Source organism: Streptomyces sannanensis (assembly GCF_039536205.1).
In the GTDB taxonomy this organism is placed as follows: Bacteria; Actinomycetota; Actinomycetes; order Streptomycetales; family Streptomycetaceae; genus Streptomyces; species Streptomyces sannanensis.
This window is the reverse complement of sequence record NZ_BAAAYL010000001.1, coordinates 5,505,006-5,529,848: the sequence shown is the minus strand read 5'-3', so window position 1 is coordinate 5,529,848 and position 24,843 is coordinate 5,505,006. Positions and strand designations below refer to the sequence as shown.

General features: G+C 70.2%; 22 protein-coding genes and 3 pseudogenes. 18 read left to right on the top strand and 7 right to left on the bottom strand.

Annotation, left to right across the window (positions count from 1 at the left end):
- Positions 1-165: 165 nt before the first annotated feature.
- Together ABD858_RS25805 and rsgA are read right to left on the bottom strand one after the other, a co-directional pair.
- Positions 166-1,761: a recombinase family protein gene (locus ABD858_RS25805; RefSeq protein WP_345041781.1), complete on the bottom strand. Its 1,596-nt coding sequence runs from the start codon at positions 1,759-1,761 to the stop codon at positions 166-168.
- A gap of 76 nt (positions 1,762-1,837) precedes the next feature.
- Positions 1,838-2,278 (bottom strand): annotated as a pseudogene (gene rsgA / locus ABD858_RS25800) (GTPase RsgA); the annotation flags it as partial.
- 201 nt (positions 2,279-2,479) lie between these two features.
- Here rsgA and ABD858_RS25795 point away from each other — a divergent pair.
- A complete protein-coding gene (locus ABD858_RS25795) occupies positions 2,480-2,935 on the top strand; it encodes a VOC family protein (protein WP_345041778.1) in 456 nt (151 codons plus the stop codon).
- On the opposite strand, the gene ABD858_RS25790 is transcribed toward ABD858_RS25795, so the two are convergent.
- Both ABD858_RS25790 and ABD858_RS25785 read right to left on the bottom strand, forming a co-directional pair.
- Positions 2,866-3,606, bottom strand: a complete 741-nt coding sequence (locus ABD858_RS25790; RefSeq protein ID WP_345041776.1) for a DUF6597 domain-containing transcriptional factor — start codon at positions 3,604-3,606, stop codon at positions 2,866-2,868. The two genes, ABD858_RS25795 and ABD858_RS25790, sit on opposite strands and share 70 nt — an antisense overlap.
- A 401-nt stretch (positions 3,607-4,007) precedes the next feature.
- Positions 4,008-5,156 carry a YihY/virulence factor BrkB family protein gene (locus tag ABD858_RS25785; protein WP_345041775.1) on the bottom strand — a complete coding sequence of 383 codons (1,149 nt, stop codon included), beginning with the start codon at positions 5,154-5,156 and terminating at the stop codon, positions 4,008-4,010.
- Positions 5,157-5,173: 17 nt separating this feature from the next.
- Here ABD858_RS25785 and ABD858_RS25780 point away from each other — a divergent pair, with 17 nt between their 5' ends.
- Complete coding sequence (locus tag ABD858_RS25780) at positions 5,174-6,808, top strand: acyl-CoA dehydrogenase family protein (protein ID WP_345041773.1); 1,635 nt, start codon at positions 5,174-5,176, stop codon at positions 6,806-6,808.
- Positions 6,809-6,843: 35 nt separating this feature from the next.
- Here the strand turns inward: ABD858_RS25780 and ABD858_RS25775 are convergent, their stop codons facing one another.
- A complete protein-coding gene (locus tag ABD858_RS25775) occupies positions 6,844-6,990 on the bottom strand; it encodes a hypothetical protein (protein WP_345041772.1) in 147 nt (48 codons plus the stop codon).
- A gap of 108 nt (positions 6,991-7,098) precedes the next feature.
- Between ABD858_RS25775 and ABD858_RS25770 the strand changes: the two genes are divergently transcribed.
- From ABD858_RS25770 to ABD858_RS25710, 13 genes and pseudogenes are all read left to right on the top strand, one after another.
- Positions 7,099-7,665: a GNAT family N-acetyltransferase gene (locus ABD858_RS25770; protein ID WP_345041770.1), complete on the top strand. Its 567-nt coding sequence runs from the start codon at positions 7,099-7,101 to the stop codon at positions 7,663-7,665.
- Between the two features lie 424 nt (positions 7,666-8,089).
- Positions 8,090-8,173, top strand: coding sequence for a putative leader peptide (locus ABD858_RS25765; RefSeq protein WP_345044859.1), 84 nt, complete (start codon positions 8,090-8,092; stop codon positions 8,171-8,173).
- A gap of 125 nt (positions 8,174-8,298) precedes the next feature.
- Positions 8,299-9,996: a nitrite/sulfite reductase gene (locus ABD858_RS25760; protein ID WP_345041768.1), complete on the top strand. Its 1,698-nt coding sequence runs from the start codon at positions 8,299-8,301 to the stop codon at positions 9,994-9,996.
- Positions 9,997-10,024: 28 nt separating this feature from the next.
- Complete coding sequence (locus ABD858_RS25755; protein ID WP_345041765.1) at positions 10,025-10,204, top strand: hypothetical protein; 180 nt, start codon at positions 10,025-10,027, stop codon at positions 10,202-10,204.
- A complete protein-coding gene (locus ABD858_RS25750; protein WP_345041762.1) occupies positions 10,201-10,887 on the top strand; it encodes a phosphoadenylyl-sulfate reductase in 687 nt (228 codons plus the stop codon). The genes ABD858_RS25755 and ABD858_RS25750 overlap by 4 nt, the downstream gene beginning before the upstream one ends.
- Before the next feature lie 60 nt (positions 10,888-10,947).
- Entirely contained in the window at positions 10,948-11,493 is a 546-nt protein-coding gene (gene cysC, locus ABD858_RS25745; RefSeq protein ID WP_345041760.1) for an adenylyl-sulfate kinase, read from the top strand.
- Entirely contained in the window at positions 11,493-12,449 is a 957-nt protein-coding gene (cysD, locus tag ABD858_RS25740; protein ID WP_425586252.1) for a sulfate adenylyltransferase subunit CysD, read from the top strand. Before cysC ends, cysD begins: the two co-directional genes overlap by 1 nt.
- Before the next feature lie 2 nt (positions 12,450-12,451).
- Positions 12,452-13,786 carry a sulfate adenylyltransferase subunit 1 gene (locus ABD858_RS25735; protein WP_345041758.1) on the top strand — a complete coding sequence of 445 codons (1,335 nt, stop codon included), beginning with the start codon at positions 12,452-12,454 and terminating at the stop codon, positions 13,784-13,786.
- A 258-nt stretch (positions 13,787-14,044) separates the two neighbouring features.
- Complete coding sequence (locus ABD858_RS25730) at positions 14,045-15,199, top strand: ABC transporter substrate-binding protein (RefSeq protein WP_345041755.1); 1,155 nt, start codon at positions 14,045-14,047, stop codon at positions 15,197-15,199.
- 65 nt (positions 15,200-15,264) lie between these two features.
- Positions 15,265-16,062: an ABC transporter ATP-binding protein gene (locus ABD858_RS25725; RefSeq protein ID WP_345041752.1), complete on the top strand. Its 798-nt coding sequence runs from the start codon at positions 15,265-15,267 to the stop codon at positions 16,060-16,062.
- On the top strand, positions 16,049-16,957 hold the full coding sequence (locus ABD858_RS25720; protein WP_345041750.1) for an ABC transporter permease: 909 nt from the start codon (positions 16,049-16,051) through the stop codon (positions 16,955-16,957). Before ABD858_RS25725 ends, ABD858_RS25720 begins: the two co-directional genes overlap by 14 nt.
- Before the next feature lie 5 nt (positions 16,958-16,962).
- Positions 16,963-17,061, top strand: a pseudogene (locus tag ABD858_RS25715) (sirohydrochlorin chelatase); the annotation flags it as partial.
- Between the two features lie 270 nt (positions 17,062-17,331).
- Positions 17,332-17,973 (top strand): annotated as a pseudogene (locus tag ABD858_RS25710) (sirohydrochlorin chelatase); the annotation flags it as partial.
- A gap of 121 nt (positions 17,974-18,094) precedes the next feature.
- On the opposite strand, the gene ABD858_RS25705 reads toward ABD858_RS25710, so the two are convergent.
- Together ABD858_RS25705 and ABD858_RS25700 are read right to left on the bottom strand one after the other, a co-directional pair.
- The gene (locus tag ABD858_RS25705; RefSeq protein ID WP_345041748.1) at positions 18,095-18,715 is read right to left on the bottom strand and encodes a mycothiol-dependent nitroreductase Rv2466c family protein; all 621 of its coding nucleotides are present in this window, start codon (positions 18,713-18,715) and stop codon (positions 18,095-18,097) included.
- Between the two features lie 79 nt (positions 18,716-18,794).
- Positions 18,795-19,349: a DUF1697 domain-containing protein gene (locus ABD858_RS25700; protein ID WP_345041745.1), complete on the bottom strand. Its 555-nt coding sequence runs from the start codon at positions 19,347-19,349 to the stop codon at positions 18,795-18,797.
- Between the two features lie 369 nt (positions 19,350-19,718).
- On the opposite strand from ABD858_RS25700, the gene ABD858_RS25695 reads away from it, so the two are divergent.
- From ABD858_RS25695 to ABD858_RS25685, 3 genes are all read left to right on the top strand, one after another.
- Positions 19,719-21,986, top strand: coding sequence for an MMPL family transporter (locus tag ABD858_RS25695; protein ID WP_345041743.1), 2,268 nt, complete (start codon positions 19,719-19,721; stop codon positions 21,984-21,986).
- A 167-nt stretch (positions 21,987-22,153) separates the two neighbouring features.
- Positions 22,154-23,767 (top strand): alpha/beta hydrolase, encoded by a 1,614-nt coding sequence (locus ABD858_RS25690; protein ID WP_345041741.1) that lies wholly within the window; start codon positions 22,154-22,156, stop codon positions 23,765-23,767.
- Positions 23,768-23,841: 74 nt separating this feature from the next.
- The gene (locus ABD858_RS25685; protein WP_345041738.1) at positions 23,842-24,693 is read left to right on the top strand and encodes a phosphotransferase enzyme family protein; all 852 of its coding nucleotides are present in this window, start codon (positions 23,842-23,844) and stop codon (positions 24,691-24,693) included.
- Positions 24,694-24,843 lie beyond the last annotated feature (150 nt).

Here is a 24,843-nt window from a genome sequence, read left to right as displayed (position 1 = left end):
TGAGGCGTAGGAACTCCCATCATCCAAGGTCAGCGGGCACCTCTTCCCGTTCTTCGTCCACAGACCGACTATCGCGCGGTCGATCCAGGCTGACAGATGCACCACGGCGCGCAGACCCCGGAACAGGGTTTTCCCTGTTCCGGGATCACAGCATCGCGAAATACGTCAGGCGACCCACTGGGGAACGACCCGGCTGAGAATCGGGGTGCGGTCCCCAGGGAACCGTGCGGGAACGATCGTCAACGACTTCAGGACGCAGCCCAGGAGCATGCGCCGGTCCGCGAGCGTCGACTCCGCCCACGCGTCCGCCAGTGCCTCGCCGTCTGCGAAGAAGACAGAGAGGTCGGCTTCCCGTGCGAGTTCGGCCGCTTCGAGGTCGAGCGACTCGATCACCGCCGACTGCTCGGCTGCCAACGTCTTGAACCGGTCTTCGGACAACGTGCCTTCCACATAGAAGTCGTGTTCCAGCTTGTCGCGGCGTGTCCTCGCCGCGTCGAGGCCGGCCATGACCTCCTTGCGGCGCTGTTCCTTCTCCACGTCGTGGAAAACCGCCCAACGTCGGACGATGGCGTCGAGGCCCGGGGATCCGTGTTCGAGAGCCGAGACGTGGCTCAGCCACATCGCCTCGACCGCCGCGTCCATACGCGGCGCTCGGACCACTACACCAGGGCAGGCGTCCTTGCCGTACACCGATCGGGTGCGGCACCGATACATGAGGCTGCGGGCGCTGCCGCTGCCACTGCCGGTCATGCCCTTCCCGCAGTGCGGGCAGGAGAAGATGCCTCCGAGGAAGGTGGTGTGCGGGCGTTTCCCGCGTGATCCCCCGCCCATCTTGGTGACGCGCGCTTCGATCAGCGCGAGGATCCGGAGCCGCTCCCCCGGGCTGACGACGCCGGTTCCGATGACCACCGGGTTACCTTCGGCGTCCCGCACGGGCTCGGCCGAGGGCACCCAGACGTCAAGGGGCTGGCCGTGCTCGTCGAACCGCCTGTCCTTGGTCGGCAGCAGGCCGGCCCATGCCGTGGAGCGCACCATGCGCGTGATCGCGCGGGCGTCCCAGCGGGCGCCGTCGCGCGTCCGGATGCCGTCCCGTTCCAGGTCGTGGGCCACGCGCATCGCGGACTTCCCGGCCAGCAGCTCGTCCGCGATGCGACGGGCGTGCGGGTACTCGGCAGGGTCCGGTTCGATGTGTCCCGATCCCCTGGGGGAGCGGACGCCGTACGGGGTGCGGCCACCCGGCCACCGGCCGGCGGTGCGTGCCGCGTTCTTTCCGGTCGTCACCCGGAGGGTGAGGTCCTTGATCTCCTCGCGAGCGCGTTCGGCCAGGATCGCGAAGACGATGCGGGTGCCCGGCTGGCTGGAGTCCAGGCGTTCCTGGAGTACGAAGAGCCGAGCCTGCCGGCGGTCGAACTCGTCCAGGGCCGTGCCTATGGCAGCCATGCCCCGTCGGTCGAAGCGGTCAGTCTTCCAGACGGCTAGCGTCTTGATCTCGCCGTCCATGACGGCGGCCATCGCGCCTTCGAGCTTCTCGCGCCGCACGTGCTGCTTGGAAGCGCTTCGCTGCTCCAGCCAGACCTTGCGGACGGTGAGCCCCTGCCGGTCCATCTCACGGCGCAGGTCGCGCGCGTGCTGCTTGAGGGTCTCGACCGTCTCCCTCTTCTTGCTGCGGCGCAGGTAGAGGTCGACCAGGTCCTCCGGGGACTTCCCTGCCAGCTCCTCGGGAGAACCGTCCCGGAACTCCTCTGCCGTCTTCTTCGCCATAGTGCCCTCCTACCTCACAGATCCGGCCGCTCCAAACGGCATCTGTGCAGGTGAGGGCTGGTGTGTACTACTCGGCGCTCTCCCAGGCCAGTGCCAGGAAGCGCTCGATGCGTCCGAGGTCCAACTCGACTGCGAGCGAGACCGCGATGATCGCGTGATCGACATTGGCGGCGAGGATCTGGCCCTCGGACCGCTTGGAGGAGGTGCTGCGCACGAACGCGGTCCGGCGCGGCAGGTACGCCCGTACGTACCGGGGGCTGCTGCCCTCCGGGTCGACGGCGGCCCAGTCTCCGGTGCAGATCACGCGCATCGGGTCGTGCGGGGTGACGAACGCGGTGTCGGCCCGGACGACGCCGTCGGCGGTGACGACATCGCACTGGCCACGGTCGACCCGTACGACACGGCCGGGCAGCAGGCCTTGCGCGGCGTAGGAGGCGAACTCTGCCTCCAGGTCCTCGTCCCAGCCGTAGGCGGCGAGAGGGTGCGAGACGGAGGAAGGAGAAGAAGAGAGGTACAAGAGGGGACCCTTCGAAATGTGGTCCCGGGAAGGAGAAAGTCAGCCGGAGACCACGGGGGTGGAAATGATGAGCTCCTGAACGCGGGCAGCCCGCAGCGCAATGACAGTCACCAATGTCCTCACCTCCCGTTTCTCATACGGCTCTTGACCGGAGTGACCTTATCGGGGCCGCTGCCGACGGCGCCACTTCTTTTTCGAGCGGTGTCCGATTCGTTCAAGACCTCTGGTGAACCGCCTGCCTACGGTGGCCGCATGAACGCACCGCGACTCGATGCCATCGGCCTGGTCGTCTCCGACATGGCCGCCTCCCTCGCCTTTTACCGCCGGCTCGGCCTGGACATCCCGGCCGGGGCCGAGTCCGCGCCGCATGTCGAGGTGTCCCTGCCCGGTGGGCTGCGGATCATGTGGGACACCGAAGAGGTGGTCCGCTCCTTCGATCCCGGCTGGACGCGCCCGCAGGGCGGACACCGGATCGAGTTGGCCTTCGACTGCGGGAGTCCGGCCGGGGTGGACGCGACGTACGAGGCGCTGGCCGCGGCCGGGTACGCCGGCCATCTCAAGCCCTGGGACGCCGTCTGGGGGCAGCGCTACGCCGTGGTGCTGGACCCCGACGGTGCCGCGGTGTCGCTGTTCGCCGCGAGCGACGCGGTGGCGTAGGCGGTGAGGGTGGTGCCGGCCAGGTCGCGCATCTCGCGGGCGAGGTGGGCCTGGTCGGCGCAGCCCGCCGCGAGCGCCGCCTCGGCGTACGGCACTCCGGAGCGTACGAGCGCCAGGGCACGCTGAAGCCGAAGCACCCGGGCCAGCGTCTTGGGGCCGTAGCCGAAGGCGGCCAGGGAGCGGCGGTGGAGCGCGCGCACGCCCAGGCCGACGGCTTCGGCGGTCGCGGCGACGGTGTGGCCCGCGTCGAGGCGGACCGTGATGGCGCGAAGCAGCGGGTCGGGCGGGGGCACGGCGGCGGCGTGCCGCAGGGCCAGGGCCTCCAGGGCGGCGGCGGGGTCCAGGGCGGAGTCCATTCGTCCGGTGAGCCTGCGCACCTCGGCGGCGGGCCACAGTTCGGCGAGGTCGACCCGCTGGTCGCGCAGCTCATGGGCGGGTACGCCGAGGTAGGCGGGCGCGGTGCCGGGGGCGAAGCGGACTCCGGCGTAGCGGACGGTCGCGGGGTCGTCGGGGACGTACGCGTGGGTGTCGGGGCCGGCGACGAAGAGTCTGCCTTCGGTCCACAGCAGGTCCATGCAGCCGTCCGGCAGGACGGGGTGGGCGGCGCCGGCGGACGCGGTACGCGTCCAGACGACGGCGCCGCCCAGGCGGGAGGGCCGCTCCTCGTACATGCCTCAGAGGCTAGGAGACATCTGAAGATCTTGCTCAGGCCGCCCGAGTCGCCCTGATTCACCCGTAAATACCGATCGGGGCAATCCGGTGCAAGGCGGGTGCGTTTTCAAAATCTTCAGGGCGCTCCTAGGCCCTGTCCGATCGGTCAGGCCGGATCAGGGAGCGGCGGCTGGTGCCGTGCATCGCAGGGCGGAGGAGGGCCCGCCGCGGAACGGCTGGTGTCCGCGCATGCGGTGGGGGTCGCCTCTGGGGGCTCCCCCAGAGGCGACTGGGGGACATCGGCGACCGACGACAACGCGGCGAGCTGCGGTGCCTGGGGCCCCCGAGGTAGCTGGGGGAGCGTCGCGAGCCGGCAGGACCGGCCGGACAGGGCACGAGTGACCGCACCGACAGCGCCCCGCTACGAGGCGCGTTCGTCTTTGTCTCCGCGTCCCGGTGTCCACAGGTGCGAGGTGACGTCGTCCGGCGGCAGGAAGCGCGACCAGCGTTCGGGGAACTCGGAGGGCATCCCGGGGTCGTCCGGGTCGTCGTCCTCCTCCTCGTCCGCCGCGGCGCGGGCCGCTTCCGCGCGGGCGACGATCGCGGCGGCCTCGGCCTCGCGGGCGCGTTCGTTGGCCGCGCGGGCGGCGGCCGTGGCGACGGAGGGCCAGACGCGGTCGATCGCGGCGTTGACGGCGGCGCCGACCAGGACGGCGAAGGCGGAGACGCCGATCCACAGCAGGACGGCGATGGGGGCGGCGAGGGAGCCGTAGATGGTGGGGCCCTCGACGGCGCTCGTGAGGTAGATACGGAGGAGGAAGCTGCCGAGCACCCACATGCCAAGGGCGACCAGTGCGCCGGGCACGTCCTCGATCCACGGCGAGCGCACCGGTACGGACACGTGGTAGAGCGTGGTGAGGAAGACGATGGAGAGCAGGATCACCACCGGCCAGTACAGGACGCTGACGACTTCCGTGCCCCAGGGAATGATCTCGACGACCCGGTCGGGGCCGACGACGGCGAGTGGCAGCACCACCGCGCCGATCAGCAGCGCGACGATGTAGAGGAGGAAGGAGAGCAGCCGGGTGGCGACGATGCCGCGGCGGCCGTCCAGTCCGTACATCACGGTGATGGTGTCGATGAAGACGTTGACGGCGCGCGAGCCGGACCAGAGGGCGATGGCGAAGCCGAGGGAGACGATGTCGGGTCGGCCGCCCTGGGTGACGTCCTCGAGCAGGGGCCGGGCGATCTCGTTGACGCCACGGTCGGAGAGGACGGTTCCGGCCGCGTGGAGGATGTTCTGCTGGATGCTGGCGACGGTGTGCGTGTTGGTCCAGTCGTCGACGTAGCCGAGCAGTCCGATGAGGCCGAGCAGGAGCGGCGGCAGGGAGAGCAGGGTGAAAAAGGCCGCCTCGGCCGCGAGGCCCAGGATGCGGTACTCCATGCAGGAGTTGATGGTGTCCTTGAGGAGCAGCCAGATGAGCCCGCGCTTCGAGACGTGGGGGTAGAGGGCTCGAGCTCTGCGAAGTCGGCCATGTGGCCGTTCGGGTGTTTCATTTGCTGGCTGCACCTCTTTACCGTATCGGCATGGCAGCCACCACCCACACAGTGACCAACCAGGTCCCGCCCCTGGTGGGGTACGACGTCTTCGCCGCCGACCGGGCCCTCTCCGAGGCCGTGGAGCGGCATATCGCACCAGAGCTCCTCGACGAGGTACGGGGGGAGCTGTCGGAACTCGGCAGTGCCGCCGGTTCCGCGCAGGTCCAGGAGTGGGGTGCGCTGGCGAACGAGAATCCGCCGAAGCTGCGCACGCACGACCGGTACGGCAATCGCATCGACGAGGTCGATTTCCATCCGGCCTGGCACCGGCTGCTGGGGCATGCGGTCGGAGCGGGGCTGGTGAATGCCTGGGGCAGGCCGGGCGGACATGTCCGGCGGGCGGCGGGCTTCCTGGTGTGGACGCAGGCCGAGGCGGGGCACGGCTGTCCGCTGTCGATGACGCACGCGGCGGTGCCGGCGCTGCGTACGGACCCGGGGCTTGCGGCCGAGTGGGAGCCGCGGCTGACGTCGCACGTGTACGAAGCCGGGCTGCGGCCCGCGGCGCTGAAGCCCGGTGTGCTCTTCGGGATGGGCATGACGGAGAAGCAGGGCGGCAGCGATGTGCGGGCGATTACGACGAGTGCGGTGCCGCTGGATGTTGAGGGTGAGTATCTGCTGACCGGACACAAGTGGTTCTGTTCGGCTCCGATGAGTGACGGGTTTCTCGTGCTGGCGCAGGCGCCCGGCGGGCTGACCTGTTTCCTGGTGCCCCGGGTGCTGCCGGACGGGACGCGGAACGTCTTCGCCATCCAGCGGCTCAAGGACAAGCTGGGCAACAGGTCCAACGCGTCGAGCGAGGTGGAGTTCGACGGCACCTGGGGGCGCCGGGTCGGTGAGGAGGGGCGCGGGGTGCGCACCATCATCGAGATGGTGGCGGCGACCCGGCTGGACTGTGCGACGGGTTCGGCGGCGCTGATGCGGCAGGCGGTGGCGCAGGCGGTGCACCATGCGGCGTATCGCAGCGCGTTCGGCGGGCCGCTGATCGACAAGCCGCTGATGCGGAACGTGCTGGCCGATCTGGCGCTGGAGTCGGAGGCGGCGACCACGCTGGCGCTGCGGTGTGCGGCGGCATACGACGCGGACACGGACGAGGAGCGGGCGTTTCTGCGGCTCGCGGTGCCGGCGGCCAAGTACTGGGTGACCAAGCGCTGCACGCCGATGGTGGGCGAGGCGCTGGAGTGCCTGGGTGGCAACGGCTATGTGGAGGAGTCGGGGATGCCGCGGCTGCTGCGCGAGGCGCCGCTCAATTCGATCTGGGAGGGGTCGGGAAATGTCCAGGCGCTGGATGTGCTGCGGGCGCTGCAGAGGGAGCCGCAGGCGCTGAACGCCTTTCTGACGGAGGTGGGGAAGGCGCGCGGTGCCGATCACCGGCTGGACAACGCGGTCAAGGATCTGCTGACCGAGCTCGCCGATCTGGACGGCATCGAGGCGCGGGCCCGGCGGCTGGTGGAGCGGATGGCGCTGGTGCTCCAGGGTTCGCTGCTGGTGCGCTGGGCTCCGGCGGAGGTCGCGGACGCGTTCTGCGCCTCGCGGCTGGGCGGGGACTGGGGTACGGCGTTCGGGACACTGCCGCACAGCCTGGATCTGCGGGCGGTGGTGGAGCGGGCGCGCGCGGAGGTGTGAGACGGGGGCGGCTCGTGCGGGCCTCCCCCTGTCGGTCAGACGCCGGTGATCTGGCGGGCGCGGAAGGCTGCGCGGACGGCGTCCGCCGCGTTCTTCCCGGCCAGGGTGAAGAGCGCCACCGTGGCGGTGGCCGCGGCGAGCAGGCCGCGGCGTCTGTACGAGCGGGTGGTGCTGCGGGCCATCTGTGTCCTCCCATTGTGGTCCGTGGGGGGTGGCATGACGCGGCCGCGATCCTTCCGCACTCCGGACAGCCTTGGCCAGGGCTGTGACCGCATGTTTTGCTGGCCCGCATGAGCATCACTGTCACCACCTGGTCCCTCGAACAGACCTCGCCGGACGATCTTCGGCCCGCGGCCGAGCCCGCCGGGGACGTCCGGATTGTGCGCGCCGAGGTACCGTCGCCCGAATTCAGCCGCTTCCTCTACACCGCCGTCGGCGGGGACATCCGCTGGACCGACCGGCTCGGCCTCACATATGCCGAGTGGCAGAACGTGCTGGACCAGCCCGGTACCGAGACCTGGGTGGCGTACGAGAACGGCACCCCGGCCGGCTATGTCGAGCTGGCGGCGCAGGACGAGGGCGTCGTGGAGATCGTCTACTTCGGGCTGATCCCGGCGTTCCGGGGGCGCCGGATCGGCGGCCATCTACTCTCGTACGGTGTGGCGCGGGCCTGGGACCTGGCGGAGCGCTGGCCGGACCGCCCGCCGACGAAGCGGGTGTGGCTGCACACGTGCTCCCTGGACGGTCCGCACGCCATGGACAACTACCTGCGCCGGGGCTTCCGGCTCTTCGACACCAAGACCGAGGAGCAGCCCGAGGTGGCCACACCCGGTCCGTGGCCGGGCGCGCAGGCTTAGTGCGCCGACCGGAATGGTTCACCGGCTCGCGACTCCCCCGGCTACCCGCTGGGAGGTGCCCCCAGGCACGGCACCTCTCCCCCATAGCCCTTCGGGCACGGGAGGTACCCCCACCGTTGTCGCATCGCGCGAATACGGCCGAGTACGAACTGCGATGCTCCGCCTTGCGATGCACCGCACCTGGGGGCACCTCTGGGGGCACCCTGGGTGCACCCCCAGCGGTAGCTGGGGGAGGTACTGGGGGCGGTAGCTGGGGGAGGTAGTTGGGGGAGCCGCGAGCTTCCGGCAAACCTTTCCGGTCACAGCACTGGCCCGCGCGGGCCGGGGAGTGACGGCCGCCACAGCATTCCGGATTTCGAGACCCAGCCGTCCGGATTATGGATGGAAGTGGACTGCCCCGAGATCCCCGTGCCACGCTTCCGTCATGTCTTCAGCTGGAATCGCCTTGGTGAGTCGGCGGCACGTCGACCTCGGCCGTATGTCCAGCGCCATGTGTCCGGCGAGCTGAGAGTCCCAGCACCGCCGCGTTCCTCCCTTTCCTCACCGTTTCACCGTCCCGCGCGGGCGGCGCGCTCCGACGCGCCCCCGCGCAGGTGAGAGCCGTCTTCCCGCAGTTCCGAAGGACGTACCGCCATGGCCGCCACCCCTGAACCGCCCGCATCCGCAACGCCCCGCCGCAAGGCCGGACGCCACCGCGGCGAAGGCCAGTGGGCTCGTGGGCACCGCACGCCCCTCAACGGCAATGAGCAGTTCAAGAAGGAAGACGACGGTCTCAATGTGCGGACACGCATCGAGACGGTCTACTCCAAGCAGGGATTCGACTCCATCGACCCCAACGACCTTCGCGGGCGTATGCGCTGGTGGGGTCTCTACACCCAGCGCAAGCCCGGGATCGACGGCGGCAAGACCGCCGTCCTGGCGCCGGAGGAGCTGGACGACGAGTTCTTCATGTTGCGGGTCCGTATCGACGGCGGCCGGCTGACCACCGAACAGCTGCGGGTCATCGGCGAGATCTCCCAGGAGTTCGCGCGCGGCACGGCCGACATCACCGACCGGCAGAACGTCCAGTACCACTGGATCCGTATCGAGGACGTGCCGGAGATCTGGCGGCGGCTGGAGGCCGTGGGCCTGTCGACGACCGAGGCGTGCGGTGACACCCCGCGGGTCGTCCTCGGCTCGCCGGTCGCCGGCATCGCCGAGGACGAGATCGTCGACGGCACCCCCGCCATCGACGAGATCCAGCGCCGCATCATCGGCAACAAGGAATTCTCCAACCTGCCGCGCAAGTTCAAGTCGGCGGTCTCCGGTTCGCCGCTGCTGGACGTGGCCCATGAGATCAACGACATCGCCTTCGTCGGTGTCGACCACCCCGAGCACGGCCCCGGTTTCGACCTGTGGGTCGGCGGCGGCCTGTCCACCAACCCGAAGATCGGTGTGCGGCTGGGCGCCTGGGTGCAGCTGGACGAGGTCCCGGACGTCTTCGAGGGCGTCATCTCGGTCTTCCGCGACTACGGCTACCGCCGGCTGCGCAACCGGGCCCGGCTGAAGTTCCTGGTCGCGGACTGGGGCGCGAAGAAGTTCCGCGAGGTCCTGGAGACCGAGTACCTGAAGCGCGAGCTCGTCGACGGCCCGGCGCCGGAGCAGCCGGGCCGGCAGTGGCGCGACCATGTCGGCGTGCACAGGCAGAAGGACGGCCGCTACTACGTCGGCTTCGCGCCGCGCGTCGGCCGCGTCGACGGCACCACCCTGTCGAAAATCGCAGCGCTGGCCGAGGAGCACGGCTCCGGCCGGGTGCGTACCACGGCCGAGCAGAAGATGATCGTCCTCGACATCGCGGAGGACCAGGTCGATTCGCTGGTCGCCGCCCTGGAGGAGCTGGACCTGCGGGTCAAGGCCTCGCCGTTCCGGCGCGGCACGATGGCCTGCACCGGTATCGAGTTCTGCAAGCTGGCGATCGTCGACACCAAGAACCGCGGCCAGTCGCTGATCGACGAGCTGGAGCGGCGCCTGCCCGACTTCGACCAGCCGCTCACGATCAACATCAACGGCTGCCCGAACGCCTGCGCCCGTATCCAGGTGGCGGACATCGGTCTCAAGGGCCAACTGGTGACGGACAGCGAGGGCAACCAGGTCGAGGGCTTCCAGGTGCACCTGGGCGGCGCGCTGGGCCTGGAGGCCGGCTTCGGCCGCAAGGTCCGCGGTCTGAAGGTCACCTCCGCCGAACTGCCCGACTACGTCGAGCGGGTCGTCAAGCGTTTCGAGGGGGAGCGCGAGGACGGCGAGCGCTTCGCCACCTGGGCGGCACGTGCGTCGGAGGAGGCTCTTTCATGAACGCGGCAAGCGGAACAAGGAGCACAACGTGAGCGAGCGTGCGGCTCCCTTCTACTGCCCGTACTGCGGCGACGAGGACCTGCGTCCCAGCGAGGAAAACCACAGCGCCTGGGAGTGCGCGGCCTGCAACCGCGCCTTCCAGCTGAAGTTCCTCGGGCTGCTCGCCCGTGGATTTCGGAACGACCGGGCAGGAGGGGAAGAGATATGACCAAGAGGCTCAAGGAGCTCGCCGAGCGGGCGGGGCGTGAGCTCGAGGACGCCTCCCCGCTGGAGATCCTGACCTGGGCCGCGGAGACCTTCGGGTCGCGTTTCTGCGTCACCTCGTCCATGGAGGACGCGGTGGTCGCCCATCTCGCCTCCCGTGCCTTCCCCGGCGTCGACGTCGTCTTCCTCGACACCGGCTACCACTTCCCGGAGACCATCGGCACCCGGGACGCGGTCGAGGCCGTGATGGACGTCAACGTCATCACGCTGACCCCGCGTCGGACCGTGGCCGAGCAGGACGCCGAGTACGGGCCGAAGCTGTACGACCGCGAGCCCGACCTGTGCTGCGCGCTGCGCAAGGTCCAGCCCCTCGGAGAGGGCCTGACCGCGTACGACGCCTGGGCCACCGGCCTGCGCCGCGACGAGTCCCCGACCCGGGCGAACACCCCGGTCGTGGGCTGGGACGAGAAGCGGCAGAAGGTCAAGATCTCGCCGATCGCCCGCTGGACGCAGGACGACGTGGACGCATACGTCGCGGAGCACGGCGTACTGACCAACCCGCTGCTGATGGACGGCTACACGTCCGTCGGCTGTGCCCCCTGCACCCGGCGGGTGGCAGAGGGCGAGGACGCGCGAGCCGGCCGCTGGGCCGGCCGGGCCAAGACCGAGTGCGGCCTGCACGGCTGACGGACCATGACAGGGGATTCGGGGGCGTCCCCCGACAAGACACAGTTTCAGGAGACTTCGATGAGCGTTACGGCACAGGGAGCCACGGTCTGGCTGACCGGTCTGCCGAGCGCGGGCAAGACCACGATCGCGTACGAGCTGGCGGGCCGGCTGCGTGAGGCGGGGCACCGGGTGGAGGTGCTCGACGGTGACGAGGTCCGCGAGTTCCTCTCCGCGGGCCTGGGTTTCAGCCGTGAGGACCGGCACACCAATGTGCAGCGGATCGGCTTCGTCGCCGAGCTGCTGGCGAGCAACGGCGTGAAGGCGCTGGTGCCGGTGATCGCGCCGTACGCGGACAGCCGCGAGGCCGTGCGCAAGCGCCATGACGCCGCGGGCACCACGTATGTCGAGGTGCACGTCGCGACACCGGTGGAGGTGTGCTCGGTGCGTGATGTGAAGGGCCTGTACGCCAAGCAGGCCTCAGGCGAGATCAGCGGGCTGACCGGCGTCGACGACCCCTACGAGGCCCCCGAGACACCCGACCTCCGGATCGAGTCGCACCGGCAGACCGTCCAGGAGTCCGCGGCCGCGCTGCACGCGCTGCTCACCGAGAAGGGACTGGCCTGATGACGACCGCCCCTGTCACCGAGACCACCGACAACGCTCCCCCAGCCTCCGGCCGGGGGTACCCCCAGCTGTCGCATCTGGACGTTCTGGAGTCCGAGGCGGTGCACATCTTCCGTGAGGTGGCGGGTGAGTTCGAGCGGCCGGTGATCCTGTTCTCCGGCGGCAAGGACTCCATCGTCATGCTGCACCTGGCGCTGAAGGCGTTCGCCCCGGCGCCGGTACCGTTCTCGCTGCTGCACGTGGACACCGGGCACAACTTCCCCGAGGTCATCGACTACCGCGACCGAACGGTCGCGGCGCACGGGCTGCGGCTGCATGTCGCCTCGGTGCAGGAGTACATCGACAACGGCCGGCTGCGTGAACGCCCCGACGGCACCCGCAACCCGCTGCAGACCGTGCCGCTGACCGAGAAGATCGCCGCCGAGCGGTTCGACGCGGTCTTCGGCGGGGGCCGCCGCGACGAGGAGAAGGCCCGCGCCAAGGAGCGGGTGTTCTCGCTGCGCGACGAGTTCTCCCAGTGGGACCCGCGCCGCCAGCGCCCCGAGCTGTGGCAGCTCTACAACGGCCGGCACGCCCCCGGCGAGCACGTCCGGGTCTTCCCGCTGTCGAACTGGACCGAGCTGGACGTGTGGCAGTACATCGCCCGCGAGAAGATCGAACTCCCTCGGATCTACTACGCACACGAGCGTGAGGTCTTCCGGCGCAACGGCATGTGGCTGACCGCCGGCGAGTGGGACGGCCCCAAGGAGGGCGAGACCACCGAGACCCGGCTCATCCGCTACCGCACGGTCGGCGACATGTCCTGCACCGGCGCCGTCGACTCCGACGCGGCCACGATCGAGCAGGTCATCGCCGAGATCGCCGCCTCCCGGCTCACCGAACGGGGCGCCACCCGCGCCGACGACAAGCTGTCCGAAGCCGCGATGGAAGACCGCAAGCGCGAGGGGTACTTCTAGTCATGACCACCACCACCATCGACACCAGCGCCACCTCGCTGCTGCGTTTCGCCACCGCCGGTTCCGTCGACGACGGCAAGTCCACCCTGGTCGGGCGGCTGCTGCACGATTCGAAGTCCGTCCTGGCCGACCAGCTGGAGGCCGTGGAGACGGCATCCCGCAACCGGGGCCAGCAGGCCCCGGACCTGGCACTGCTCACCGACGGACTGCGCGCCGAACGGGAACAGGGCATCACCATCGATGTCGCCTACCGCTACTTCGCCACGCCCCGGCGCCGGTTCATCCTGGCCGACACCCCCGGGCATGTGCAGTACACCCGCAACATGGTCACCGGCGCCTCCACCGCCGAACTGACCATCATCCTGGTCGACGCCCGCAACGGCGTCGTCGAACAGACCCGCCGCCACGCCGCCGTCGCCGCCCTCCTGCGCGTCCCGCACATCGTGCTGGCCGTCAACAAGATGGACCTCGTCGACCACGCCGAGCCCGTCTTCGCGCGCATCGCCGAGGAGTTCACCGCCTACGCCACCCAACTCGGCTTGCCGGAGGTCACTGCGATCCCGATCTCCGCGCTGAACGGCGACAACGTGGTGGAGCCCTCCGCCCACATGGACTGGTACGGCGGCCCCACCGTGCTGGAACACCTGGAGACCGTGCCCGTCGGCACGGACCCCTCCGACGCCCCGGCCCGCTTCCCGGTCCAGTACGTCATCCGCCCGCAGACCGCCGCACACCCCGACTACCGCGGCTACGCCGGCCAGATCGCCTCCGGCGTGCTCCGCGTCGGCGACCCGGTGACCGTCCTGCCCTCGGGCCTGACCTCCACCATCACCGGCATCGACGCACTCGGCCGGGCCATGGACGTGGCCTGGGCCCCGCAGTCGGTGACCCTGCTGCTGGCCGACGACGTCGACATCTCCCGCGGCGACCTGATCACCCCCACGGCCGCCGCCCCGACGACCACCCAGGACGTCGAAGCCACCATCTGCCACCTGCACGAACGTCCGCTCAAGGTCGGCGACCGGGTGCTGCTCAAACACACCACCCGCACCGTCAAGGCGATCGTGAAGGCGCTCCCGTACAGGATCGACCTCACGCACGACCTGGCGCACCAGGACCTCCCCGAGGAACTGGGCGTCAACGACATCGGCACGGTGGTGCTGCGCATCTCCGAGCCGCTGCCGCTCGACCCGTACGCGGTGTCCCGGCAGACCGGTTCCTTCCTGCTGATCGATCCCGCGGACGGCACCACCCTCACCGCCGGTATGGCAGGCGAGGCGTTCGCCAGGAACGCCTCTGCCGAGGGCGCGGCCCACGGCGACGGGTGGGATTTCTGATGACCTGCTTCTACTCGACCTTCGCGAAGGAGGGCGGCCGCGTCGGCAGCGGCGTCCTCGGCAGCGGCACGGGAGGTGTCGGCCGATGTGCGCGATGACGTACGCGCGCATGCCTCGCACCCTCCCCCACTCCCGGCTGCGCCGGGGTGGGGGGACCCCCATGCACCAGCCGTACCGACGAAGACACGCCGATCCCCCGGCCGCGTCCCGGAGCAACGACGGGACGTGAGCACCGGGCCGACGAGAGGACACCCTCCCGTGCCTGCCACGCGTACCCTCCCCCAGTCTCGGCTTCGCTCGACCGGGGGTGCCCCCGTCACTTTGCGCCGCGGCGTCGCCGCTGCCGCCGCCCTGCCGCTGCTCGCCGTGGTGCTCGCCGCCTGCGGCTACGGCTCCCAGGCCAAGGACGACGGCAAGAAGGCCGATGTCGCCGCCGACGCCAAGAAGCTCTCGGCAGACGTCGTGAAGATCGGCTACTTCCCGAACCTCACCCATGCCACTGCCCTGGTAGGTGACCAGGAAGGCATCTTCCAGAAGGAACTCGGAGGCACCGAGCTCCGGTCGGCCACCTTCAACGCCGGCCCGTCCGAGATCGAGGCGCTCAACTCCGGTTCGATCGACATCGGTTTCATCGGCCCCTCCCCCTCGGTCAACGGCTACGTCAAGTCCAAGGGCCAGAACCTGCGGATCATCGGCGGTGCCGCCTCCGGCGGCGTGAAGCTGGTCGTCAACCCCGAGAAGATCAAGACCCTGGACGACGTCAAAGGCAAGAAGATCGCCACCCCGCAGCTGGGCAACACCCAGGACGTCGCCTTCCTCAACTGGGTCGCCGAGAAGGGCTGGAAGGTCGACGCCGAGAGCGGCAAGGGTGACGTCTCCGTGATCCGTACGGACAACAAGGTCACCCCGGACGCCTACAAGTCGGGCGACATCGACGGCGCCTGGGTGCCGGAGCCGACCGCTTCCAAGCTGGTCGCGAGCGGTGCCAAGGTGCTGCTCGACGAGTCCACGCTGTGGCCGGACAAGAAGTTCGTGATCACGAACATCATCGTGTCCCAGAAGTTCCTCAAGGAGCACGAGGACGTCGTCGAGGCGGTGCTGCGCGGTTCGGTGAAGACCAACGCGTGGATCGCCGCCGACCCGGACGAGGCCAAGGCCTCCGCGAACGCGGCGCTGGAGAAGCTCAGCGGCAAGTCCCTGCCCGCCGAGGTGATCGATCCGGCGTGGACGTCCGTCCAGTTCACCGACGACCCGCTGGCCGCCACACTCCGGACGGAGGCCGACCACGCGGTCGAGGCCGGCCTGCTGGAGAAGCCCGACCTGAACGGCATCTACGACCTGAAGCCGCTGAACAAGGTTCTGAAGGCCGAGGGCAAACCCGAGGTCGCCGACGCCGGTCTCGGCGTCAAGTAACCACCCGCAAACGGACTCCCCCGCCGCTCCGCGCGGGAGGGACTCCCATCCAGGAGGTGACGACCATGACCACTGCCATCACCAGGACCGAGGACCGTGCGGAGGACACGGCGGTGATGCCCGCTGCCCGGATCGAGCATGTCTCGAAGTCCTTCGGCGGGCCCGCCGGGCAGCAGCTTGTGCTGGACGACATCAGTCTCGATGTCGCACCGGGCGAGTTCGTCACCCTCCTGGGGGCCTCCGGGTGCGGCAAGTCGACGCTGCTCAATCTGGTCGCCGGGCTGGACCGCCCGACCGCGGGGTCCATCGAGACCCCCGGCGGGCGGCCCGCCCTGATGTTCCAGGAGCACGCCCTGTTCCCGTGGCTGACCGCGGGCAAGAACATCGAACTCGCTCTGAAGCTGCGCGGGGTGCCGAAGTCGGAGCGTCGTGGGGAGACCGAGCGGCTGCTGGAACTCGTCCGGCTGGGCGGCGCGTACGGCAAGCGGGTGCACGAACTGTCCGGCGGTATGCGGCAGCGCGTGGCGATGGCCCGTGCGATCGCGCAGAACAGCCGGCTGCTGCTGATGGACGAGCCGTTCGCGGCGCTCGACGCGATCACGCGTGACGTGCTGCACGACGAGCTGACCCGGATCTGGCGCGAGACGAACCTCTCGGTCCTCTTCGTCACCCACAACGTGCGCGAGGCCGTGCGGCTGGCGCAGCGCGTGGTGCTGCTGTCCTCCCGCCCGGGCCGTATCGCCCGCGACTGGACGGTGGACATCCCGCAGCCGCGCCGCATCGAGGACGCCGCCGTGGCGGAGCTGTCCGTCGAGATCACTGAAGAACTGCGTGGGGAGATCCGCCGTCATGGCCGGCACTGAGACCACACCGAAGGACGCGCGCGACGCCGTCGCGGCGACCCACGACCTGGCGGGACTGGAGGCCGGTCTCGACGCCCTGGAGACGGTGCAGGTGCGCCGCACTCCGGTGCGTCAGCTGCTGGTCCGGAAGGTGCTGCCGCCGCTGCTGGCCGTCGGCCTGGTGCTGCTGGTCTGGCAGTCCCTGGTGTGGGCGCAGGTCACCGAGGACTACAAGCTGCCCGCGCCGTCCGCGGTGTGGGACAGCGTGACCGGCATGTGGCTGCAGGGCACGCTGCTCGATGTCGTCTGGACCAGCGTGTCGCGCGGTCTGCTCGGGTTTCTGCTCGCCCTCGCCATCGGCACGCCGCTCGGCCTTCTGGTGGCACGGGTGAAGTTCGTCCGCGCGGCGATCGGCCCGGTGCTGTCCGGTCTGCAGTCGCTGCCGTCGGTGGCCTGGGTGCCGCCCGCGGTCATCTGGCTGGGCCTCGACGACTCGATGATGTTCACGGTGATCCTGCTGGGTGCGGTCCCCTCGATCGCCAACGGTCTGGTGTCCGGTGTCGACCAGGTGCCGCCGTTGTTCCTGCGGGCCGGCCGCACCCTCGGTGCCACCGGCCTCAAGGGCACCTGGCACATCGTGCTGCCGGCCGCGCTGCCCGGCTATGTGGCGGGCCTCAAGCAGGGCTGGGCCTTCTCCTGGCGGTCGCTGATGGCCGCCGAGATCATCGCCTCCTCGCCCGAACTGGGCCTGGGTCTCGGCCGGCTGCTGGAGAACGGACGCAACAACGCGGACATGCCCGGTGTGTTCCTCGCGATCATCCTGATCCTCGTCGTCGGCATCGCCGTCGATCTGCTGATCTTCAGCCCGCTGGAGCGCTGGGTGCTGCGCAGCCGCGGCCTCCTCGTCAAGGGCTGACAGCCGTGTCGCACCGCCCTGTGCTGCTGGTCATCGCCCATGGCAGCCGCGATCCGCGGCATGCCGCGACCGTGCACGCCCTGGTGCGGCGGGTACGGTCGATGGGGGTCCCCCCTGGTCATGGGGGTCCCCCCTGCTCATGGGGGTCCCCCTGCTCGTGGGGGTCCCCCTGCTCGTGGGGGTCCCCCTGCTCGTGGGGGTCCCCCCTGCTCATGGGGGTCCCCCCTGCTCGAGCGAAGCCGAGAGCTTGGGGGAGAAGCCGAGAGCTTGGGGGAGAAGCCGAGAGCTCGGGGGAGGAGCCGAGAGCTTGGGGGAGAAGCCGAGAGCTTGGGGGAGGAGCCGAGAGCTTGGGGGAGGAGCCGAGACCTCGGGGGAGGCCGGACCTGCGCGTGGAGACCGGCTTCCTGGACTTCGACGCACCGGCCGTGCCGCGTGTGCTGGAGCGGCTCGCGGCGGACGGGACACGGGACGTGGTGGCGCTGCCGCTGCTGCTGACCCGGGCCTTCCACGCCAAGGCCGACATCCCGTCCGTCCTGCGCGAGGCGCGGACCAGGCACCCGCGGCTGCGGATCAGCCGGGCCGAGGTGCTCGGTCCGTCCCCACTGCTGCTCGACGCACTGGAACGGCGGCTGTACGAGGCCGGGCTGACGCCCGGTGACAAGCCCACCACCGGGGTCGTCCTGGCCTCGGCGGGCTCTTCGGACCCGGAGGCGATCGCAGTGATCGCTGAAATCGCGCGGGAGCTGCGGAACACCGGTTGGTGCGCCGTGCGGCCTGCGTTCGCCTCCGCATCCCTTCCCCGTACCGAGGACGCGGTACGGGAACTGCGCGCGGCCGGGGCGCGCCGCGTGGCGGTCGCCCCGTACGTCATCGCACCCGGCCGGCTGCCGGACCGTATCGCGGCGGGTGCCCGCGCGGCGGGCGCCGATGTCCTGGCCGGTGTCCTCGGCCCCTCCCCCGAACTGGCCCGGCTGCTGCTGGAGCGCTACGACGCGGCGTGCGCGCCGGCCGCCTGACCGGCTTCAGCCACCCGCATCACACGTCACGTGTCTCGGTCCCTCAGCAATAGGCCCGGACGACGGCGATACAGGCGCTGCACCACCGGCAGCAGCGCGCCCAGTTCAGCCGAGGAGGCGGTCAGCTGAAGTCGAGGCCTCCGGTGCGGGTCCGCTTGACCTCGAACAGGTCGGGGTGGCCCGCGAGGACCCGGAAGCTGTCGAACAGCCGGGCTGCCTCCGCGCCGCGCGGAACGGCGCGCAGGACCGGGCCGAACCAGACGGTGCCGTCGAGGTGGATGGTCGGGGTGCCGACGTAGGCGTCCGCCTCGGGGTCCTTGCCCGCGTCGTGGCTGCGGCGCACCGCTTCGTCGTGCGCGGGGTCGTGGGCGGCGGCGGCAAGCCCGGCCGGCAGGCCCAGTTCGGCGAGGGACTGGGCGATCACCTCGTCGAAGTCCTTGTTCTTCTCCTCGTGGATGCGGGTGCCGAAGGCGGTGTAGAGGTCACGCAGCACGGCGTCGCCGTGCTGTTCCGCGGCGGCCGTCGCCACTCGCACCGGGCCCATGGACCTGTCGACCAGTTCCCGGTACCAGTCGGGCAGGTCGTTGCCGATGTTGTGCAGGTAGAGGCTCATCACCCGGAAGCGGAGATCGATGTCGCGTTCCCGCTCCACCTCCAGCATCCAGCGGGAGGTGATCCAGGCGAAGGGGCAGGCGGGGTCGAAGTAGAAGTCGACGACGGGCTTGGCTGCTTCGGTGGTCATGGCAACGACGCTACTCATGGCTTGTACCCCTGCTGCGGGCCATTCGGCGCCACATCGGCTGGGCCACTTGGGAGGCTGTTCAGCCGGCCACCGAGGTCATCTCCACGAGTGCGGTGACGGTGTTCCAGTTACGGCTGGTGGCCTGGATGCCCTTGAGCAGGGACGGGCGGTGGAGTACCTCGCCCAGCTTGGACTTGCCCAGACCCTCCGGGGCGTACAGATACAGCGCGCGGTCGCCGAGGCGGAATTCCTCCGGCAGATACGTCCCGGTATCGAGCGAAGCGAAGCGCTCCGGGCCGGGCTGCTGCGAGAAGAAAGTGACATGGAGCTGCCTGGCCTGGAGTTCGGCGGCCGGGAACGGGCATGCCTCCGCCACGGCCTTGAGACAGCCGCCGTCCCGCACCATGACGGGGACGGGGAAGCCGAAATGCTTCTCGATGGCACGCTCCAGTTCGGCGGCGAGCGCGTCCTCGTCGGACGACTCGCTGGTGAACACGGCGTTTCCGCTGTTCAGATACGTACAGACGTTCTGGTGCCCCAATTCCTCCAGGAGAGCCCTGAGTTCGGCCATCGGGACCTTCTTGTTGCCACCCACGTTGATGCCACGCAACAGCGCCGCGTACGTCGTCGTCATGGGGGACCACCCTAAGGGGCGGCCGCCGCGCCGCGTGGGGGGACGGCACGGCGGCCGCCGGTCGGTGGTGGCGGGGTGTTTTGCCTCCGGAACGGGGAGACGTCCGGGGACCGGCACGAAACCCTGCCGGATCGACGCGCCCTTATCAAGCCTTGCGGACGCCTGTGAGTCATCCAACAAAACAGCGTAAGCCGGTTTAGATGTAAGGGGCTTGAGTCCTACCTCGCAAGGAGGCCCACCACTCCTGGAGGAGGAGACCGGTCCCCCGTCGGATCACCGGACAGCAGGACGATCGGGGAGGGCACCCGCCCCTAGCTTCGTACCGGACGGCGGCGCGGGGCCGCCGGTGCTCACGAGGGGACAGCCGTCATGCGGCAAGGGGAGACAAGGGTGCGCGGGATAGCCGCGCGGGCGGGCGGCTGGAGCGCCCGGCACCGCTGGGCGGCGGTCGGCATCTGGGTGCTGTTCGTCGTGCTCGCCATGGGCATCGGCTCGGCCGTCGGCCAGGTCGAGGTCAAGCAGAGCCAGCAGATGCCCGGCGAAGTGAGCCGGGCCCACCAGATCATCGAGGACGCGGGGCTTGAGGAACCCGCCGGCGAGACCGTGCTCGTCCAGGCCACCGACACTGAAACGAAGGCGACCGCCCCGGAGTTCCGTTCGGCCGTCGACGCGGTCATGAAGGCAGTCCAGAGCACCGGCGAGGTGTCGGATGTGACGTCGCCGTACGAGACCGGGACGGTGTCGAAGGACGGTCGCAGCGCTCTGATCCAGTTCAATGTGCGCGGCGACCCGGAGACCGCGCACAAGCGGATCGAGCCGGTGCTCAAGGCCGTGGAGAAGGCGCAGAGCGAGCACCAGGGGCTGGTGATCGAGGAGCTCGGCGGCGCCAGCATGAACAAGACCTTCAAGGACGCCTTCGGTGACGACTTCAAACAGGCGGAGTTCTCCGCGGTGCCGGTCGCGCTGGGCATTCTGCTGATCGCCTTCGGCGCCCTGGTGGCCGCGCTGCTGCCGGTGCTGCTGGCGATCTCCGCGATCATGGCCACAACCGGTCTGATGGCCGTCGCCAGCCACTTCCAGCCCATGGGCGAAAGCGCGAACTCCGTGATGCTGCTGGTGGGTCTGGCCGTCGGCGTCGACTACTGCCTGTTCTACCTGCGGCGCGAACGCGAGGAGCGCGCGGCTGGCCGTGACGCACAGACCGCGCTGATGATCGCGGCAGCCACGAGCGGCCGGTCGATCGTCGTCTCCGGTGTGACCGTGTGCGTGGCGATGGCGGGCATGCTGTTCACCGGCATCGCCGAGTTCCAGTCGATGGGCCTGGCCGCGCTGATCGTCGTGGCGGTCGCCATGGTCGGTTCGGTGACCGTGCTGCCCGCGCTGATGTCGCTGCTGGGCGAGCGGGTCGAGAAGGGCCGGGTGCCGTTCCTGAACCGCGTCAAGCGGTCGAACGGCAGCGGCGAGAGCCGGGTGTGGCGTGCGGTGCTCGGCGGCGTGCTGCGCCGGCCCAAGGTGTCCCTGGCGGTGGCCGCGGGCGCGCTGGTGGCCATCGCGCTGCCGGCCGTGGGTATGCACACCCAGCAGCTCACGCTGGACCAGGAGTTCGGCGACTCGCTTCCGATCGTCCGGACCTACGAGCGGATCAACAAGGCCTTCCCCGGCGGAACCGACCCGGCCCGGGTCGTCGTCAAGGCCGAGGACATCAGCGCGCCGCCGGTGCGCCAGGCCATCGCCGACTTCCGGGCGCAGGCGATCAGTTCCGGCGCCTCCGAGGGGCCGGTGGAGGTGGTCACCCATCCCGAGGAGAACATCGCTGTCATCGACGTCCCGCTGGTGGGCGGCTCCGACATGGCGAAGGCCGAGAAGAGCCTCGACCTGCTGCGCGACGAGGTGCGGCCGGCCACCTTCGGCAAGCTCGACGGCATCGAGGCTCCGGTCAGCGGCCAGGTCGCCGGGTCGAAGGACTTCAACGACAAGATCGTGGGCTCGGTGACCCCGGTGTTCGCCTTCGTCATCATCTTCGCCTTCGTGCTGATGCTCCTCTCGTTCCGGTCGCTGACCATCGCAATCACCTCGATCGTGCTCAATCTGCTGTCGGTGGGCGCGGCGTACGGCATCCTGACCGCCGTCTTCCAGCACGGCTGGGGTGCTTCACTGGTCGGCACGGAGGGCGTCGGAGCGATCGTCTCCTGGCTGCCGCTGTTCCTCTTCGTGATCCTCTTCGGACTCTCGATGGACTACCACGTGTTCGTGGTGTCCCGGATCCGCGAGGCCAGGCTCAAGGGCCGCGACACGCGTGACGCCATCACCCACGGTGTGGTGACGACGGCGGGTGTGGTGACGAGCGCGGCCGTCATCATGGTCGCGGTGTTCGCCATCTTCGGCACGCTCTCCATGCAGACCATGAAGCAAATGGGCGTGGGGCTCGCGGCCGCGGTGCTGATCGACGCGACGGTCATCCGGGGCGTACTGCTGCCGGCGGTCATGGCGCTGCTCGGGGAGCGCAACTGGTATCTGCCGAAGTGGCTGCGGTGGCTGCCCGACATGACCCACGACGAGACCGGCCCGGCGGCCCTCCAGGACCGGCAGGTGTCGGTCCGGCAGGACGACGACGAGCCGGAGAGGGTCCGGGTCTGACGGGTCCCGGTCCGTACGAAGGGTCCGTGAGCATCGCTCACGGACCCTTCGCCGTACCGCCATTCGGCCGCCCGTCGGTTGCACGACCGGCCGGGCCGCAGTGGTATCGGGGCGGATGCCCTTGACGGCAGAGGGACGCCCGGAATTACGCCGGCCGAAGGACGAACATGCACATACCAGAATCCATAGTGGGCCGCGGGCGTCACGCCGCGGCCACCGTCGCGACGGTGATCTGCACGACGCTGTTCACCACGCCGGGCCTCGCACCGGCCGAGGGGAAGCCCCCGCCTGCCTCGGCGCCTGCCTTGCAGTGGAGCTCCTGCCGTGAGGCCGGCGGCTTCGACTGCGCCACCGCGAAGGTCCCGCTGGACCACCGCGATCCCCGGGGACGCACGATCGAGCTGGCGGTCGTCAGGCGGAAGGCGACAGGCCCCGGACGGCGCATCGGCACGCTGTTCTTCAACCCCGGCGGCCCCGGCGGGCCCGGGACGAAGGCGCTGCCGGTGTGGTACGAGCAGTTCCCTCCCGAGGTGCGGAAGCGCTTCGACATCGTCAGCTGGGACCCGCGCGGGGTGGGTGAGAGCACCGCCGTGCGCTGCTTCGGCAGCCCGAAGGAAGCCCTTGCGTGGCTGGATCGGATCCCCGACGGATTCCCGGTCGGGGACGAGGAGAGACAGACCTGGACCGAGGCGCACACCGAGCTGAGCCGGCGCTGCGAGCAGCGTGATCCCGAGCTGCTGAGACATGTCTCCACCGCCGACACGGCCCGTGACCTGGACCTGCTCCGGCAGGCCGTGGGCGACCGGCAGCTCAGCTACCTCGGGGCCTCCTACGGGACATACCTGGGCGCCACCTACGCCAACCTCTTCCCCGACAAGGTCCGGGCCATGGTCCTGGACGGCAACGTCGACCCCCGGGCCTGGGTGGACAACGGCTCCAGGAGCGAACCCCGCCTGGGCACGTTCCTTCGACTCGGCACCGACCTGGCCTCGGCCGCGACACTGAAGCAGTACCTCACCCTGTGCGGGCGCGCCACAGCCGCCCGCTGCCCCTTCTCCGCAGGCACGCCGGAGGCGACCCTCACCAAATTCGACCAGCTCCTGGGGCGCCTCCAGAAGCAGCAGGACGACACCTGGACCTACAGCACGACCATCAGCGCCCTGGTCAACAGCCTCTACTTCCAGACGGAGTGGAGCAACCTCGCCAAGATCTTGCAGGACCTGTGGCAACGGAACTCCCCTGCGCAACCGGCACCGCCTGTCGGCCATGCCGCCTATCCGGGGTTCGAGCAGAAATACGCGGTGCTCTGCGCGGAGAGCCCCAATCCCCGCGACCCGCGCAGCTACGAGCAGCAGGAGCGGTTCAGCGTCGCCCGGGCCGGTGACCTCGGACGCTACTGGACATGGCTCACGGAGCCGTGTGCCACCTGGCCGGCCAGAGCCGCCGACGCCTACACGGGCCCGTGGAACCGCCCCACGGCGCACCCCGTCGTCGTGGTCAACACCACCCACGACCCCGCCACCCCCTACCGAGGGGCACAGGCCATGGCCCGCCTGCTCGCCCGTGCCCGCCTGCTCACGCTCGACGGCTACGGACACACGGCGCTGCTGAACCCGAGCCGCTGCGTCAACGAGTACGAGAGCCGCTACATCGTCGACGGCCTCCTCCCCCCGGTCGGCGCCACCTGCCGACAGGACGCACCCCCCTTCACCGATCCCAAGCCACGCGGCGGTGTCCACACCGGCGGCGGCGCACTGGCCGGGGTCCGGGCCATCCGCTGATGGATTTCCGGTGCGGCCGGGTCAGCCCGCAGACTGGGCCGAAGACAAAAGGCAACGATCAGCGGGAGACACCCATGAACGAGGCGACGGCACGCCGGATACTGGCCGCGGCAGGGCTGGGCCGGGGCGCGGAACTGCTCGCCCTCGGCGAGAACGCCGTGTTCGCCGTCGGCGATGTCGTCGTCAAGGTCGGCCGCGACGCGACGCTGCTGGAGCGGACCGCACGTGAAGTGGCCGTCGCGGGCTGGCTCGCCGAGTCGGGCATCCCGGCGGTACGGGCCGCCGAGACCGAGCCGCGCCTGGTGGAGGGGCACCCGGTGACCGTGTGGCACCGGCTGCCCGAGGCGGTACGTCCCGCGGAGCCCCGCGATCTGGCCGGACTGCTGCGGCAGGTTCACACCCTCCCGGCTCCCTCCTTCCCCCTCCCCCGCAGGGAACTGCTCGACGGCGTGGAGCGCTGGCTGCGCCTCGCGGGCGACGCCATCGATCCGGCCGACGCCGCGTATCTGCGTGAGCGCCGGGACGGCTTCGCCGCGGCGGCGGCCGCGCTGACGCCGTATCTGCCGGCGGGGCCGATTCACGGGGACGCGCTGACCCGCAATGTCCAGGTCGGCCCGGACGGGCCCGTCCTGGTCGACCTGGAGACCTTCTCCCTCGATTTCCGGGAGCACGATCTGGTGGTCATGGCCCTGTCCCGGGACCGCTACGGCCTCGTTCCGGACGCGTACGACGCCTTCACGGCCGCCTACGGCTGGGACGTACGCGACTGGGACGGCTGTGCGGTCCTGCGCGGCGCCCGCGAGACGGCCAGCTGCGCCTGGGTCGCCCAGCACGCCCCGGCCAACCCCGAGGCCCTGGCGGAATTCCGCCGCCGGGTCGCCTCCCTGCGCGACGGCGACCCCGAGGTCCGCTGGTACGCCTTCTGACGGCGCGCCGGAGGTCCAAGGGAGGTCAGGCCGGCGACACCGTCAGGTCCCGCAAGGGCCAGGCGGGGTCCACTGATCGATTCGGCCTGATGCGGCACGCAGAACGACCGCGCTGAGCACCCGGACCACCCCGCCGGCCAGCAGTGACGG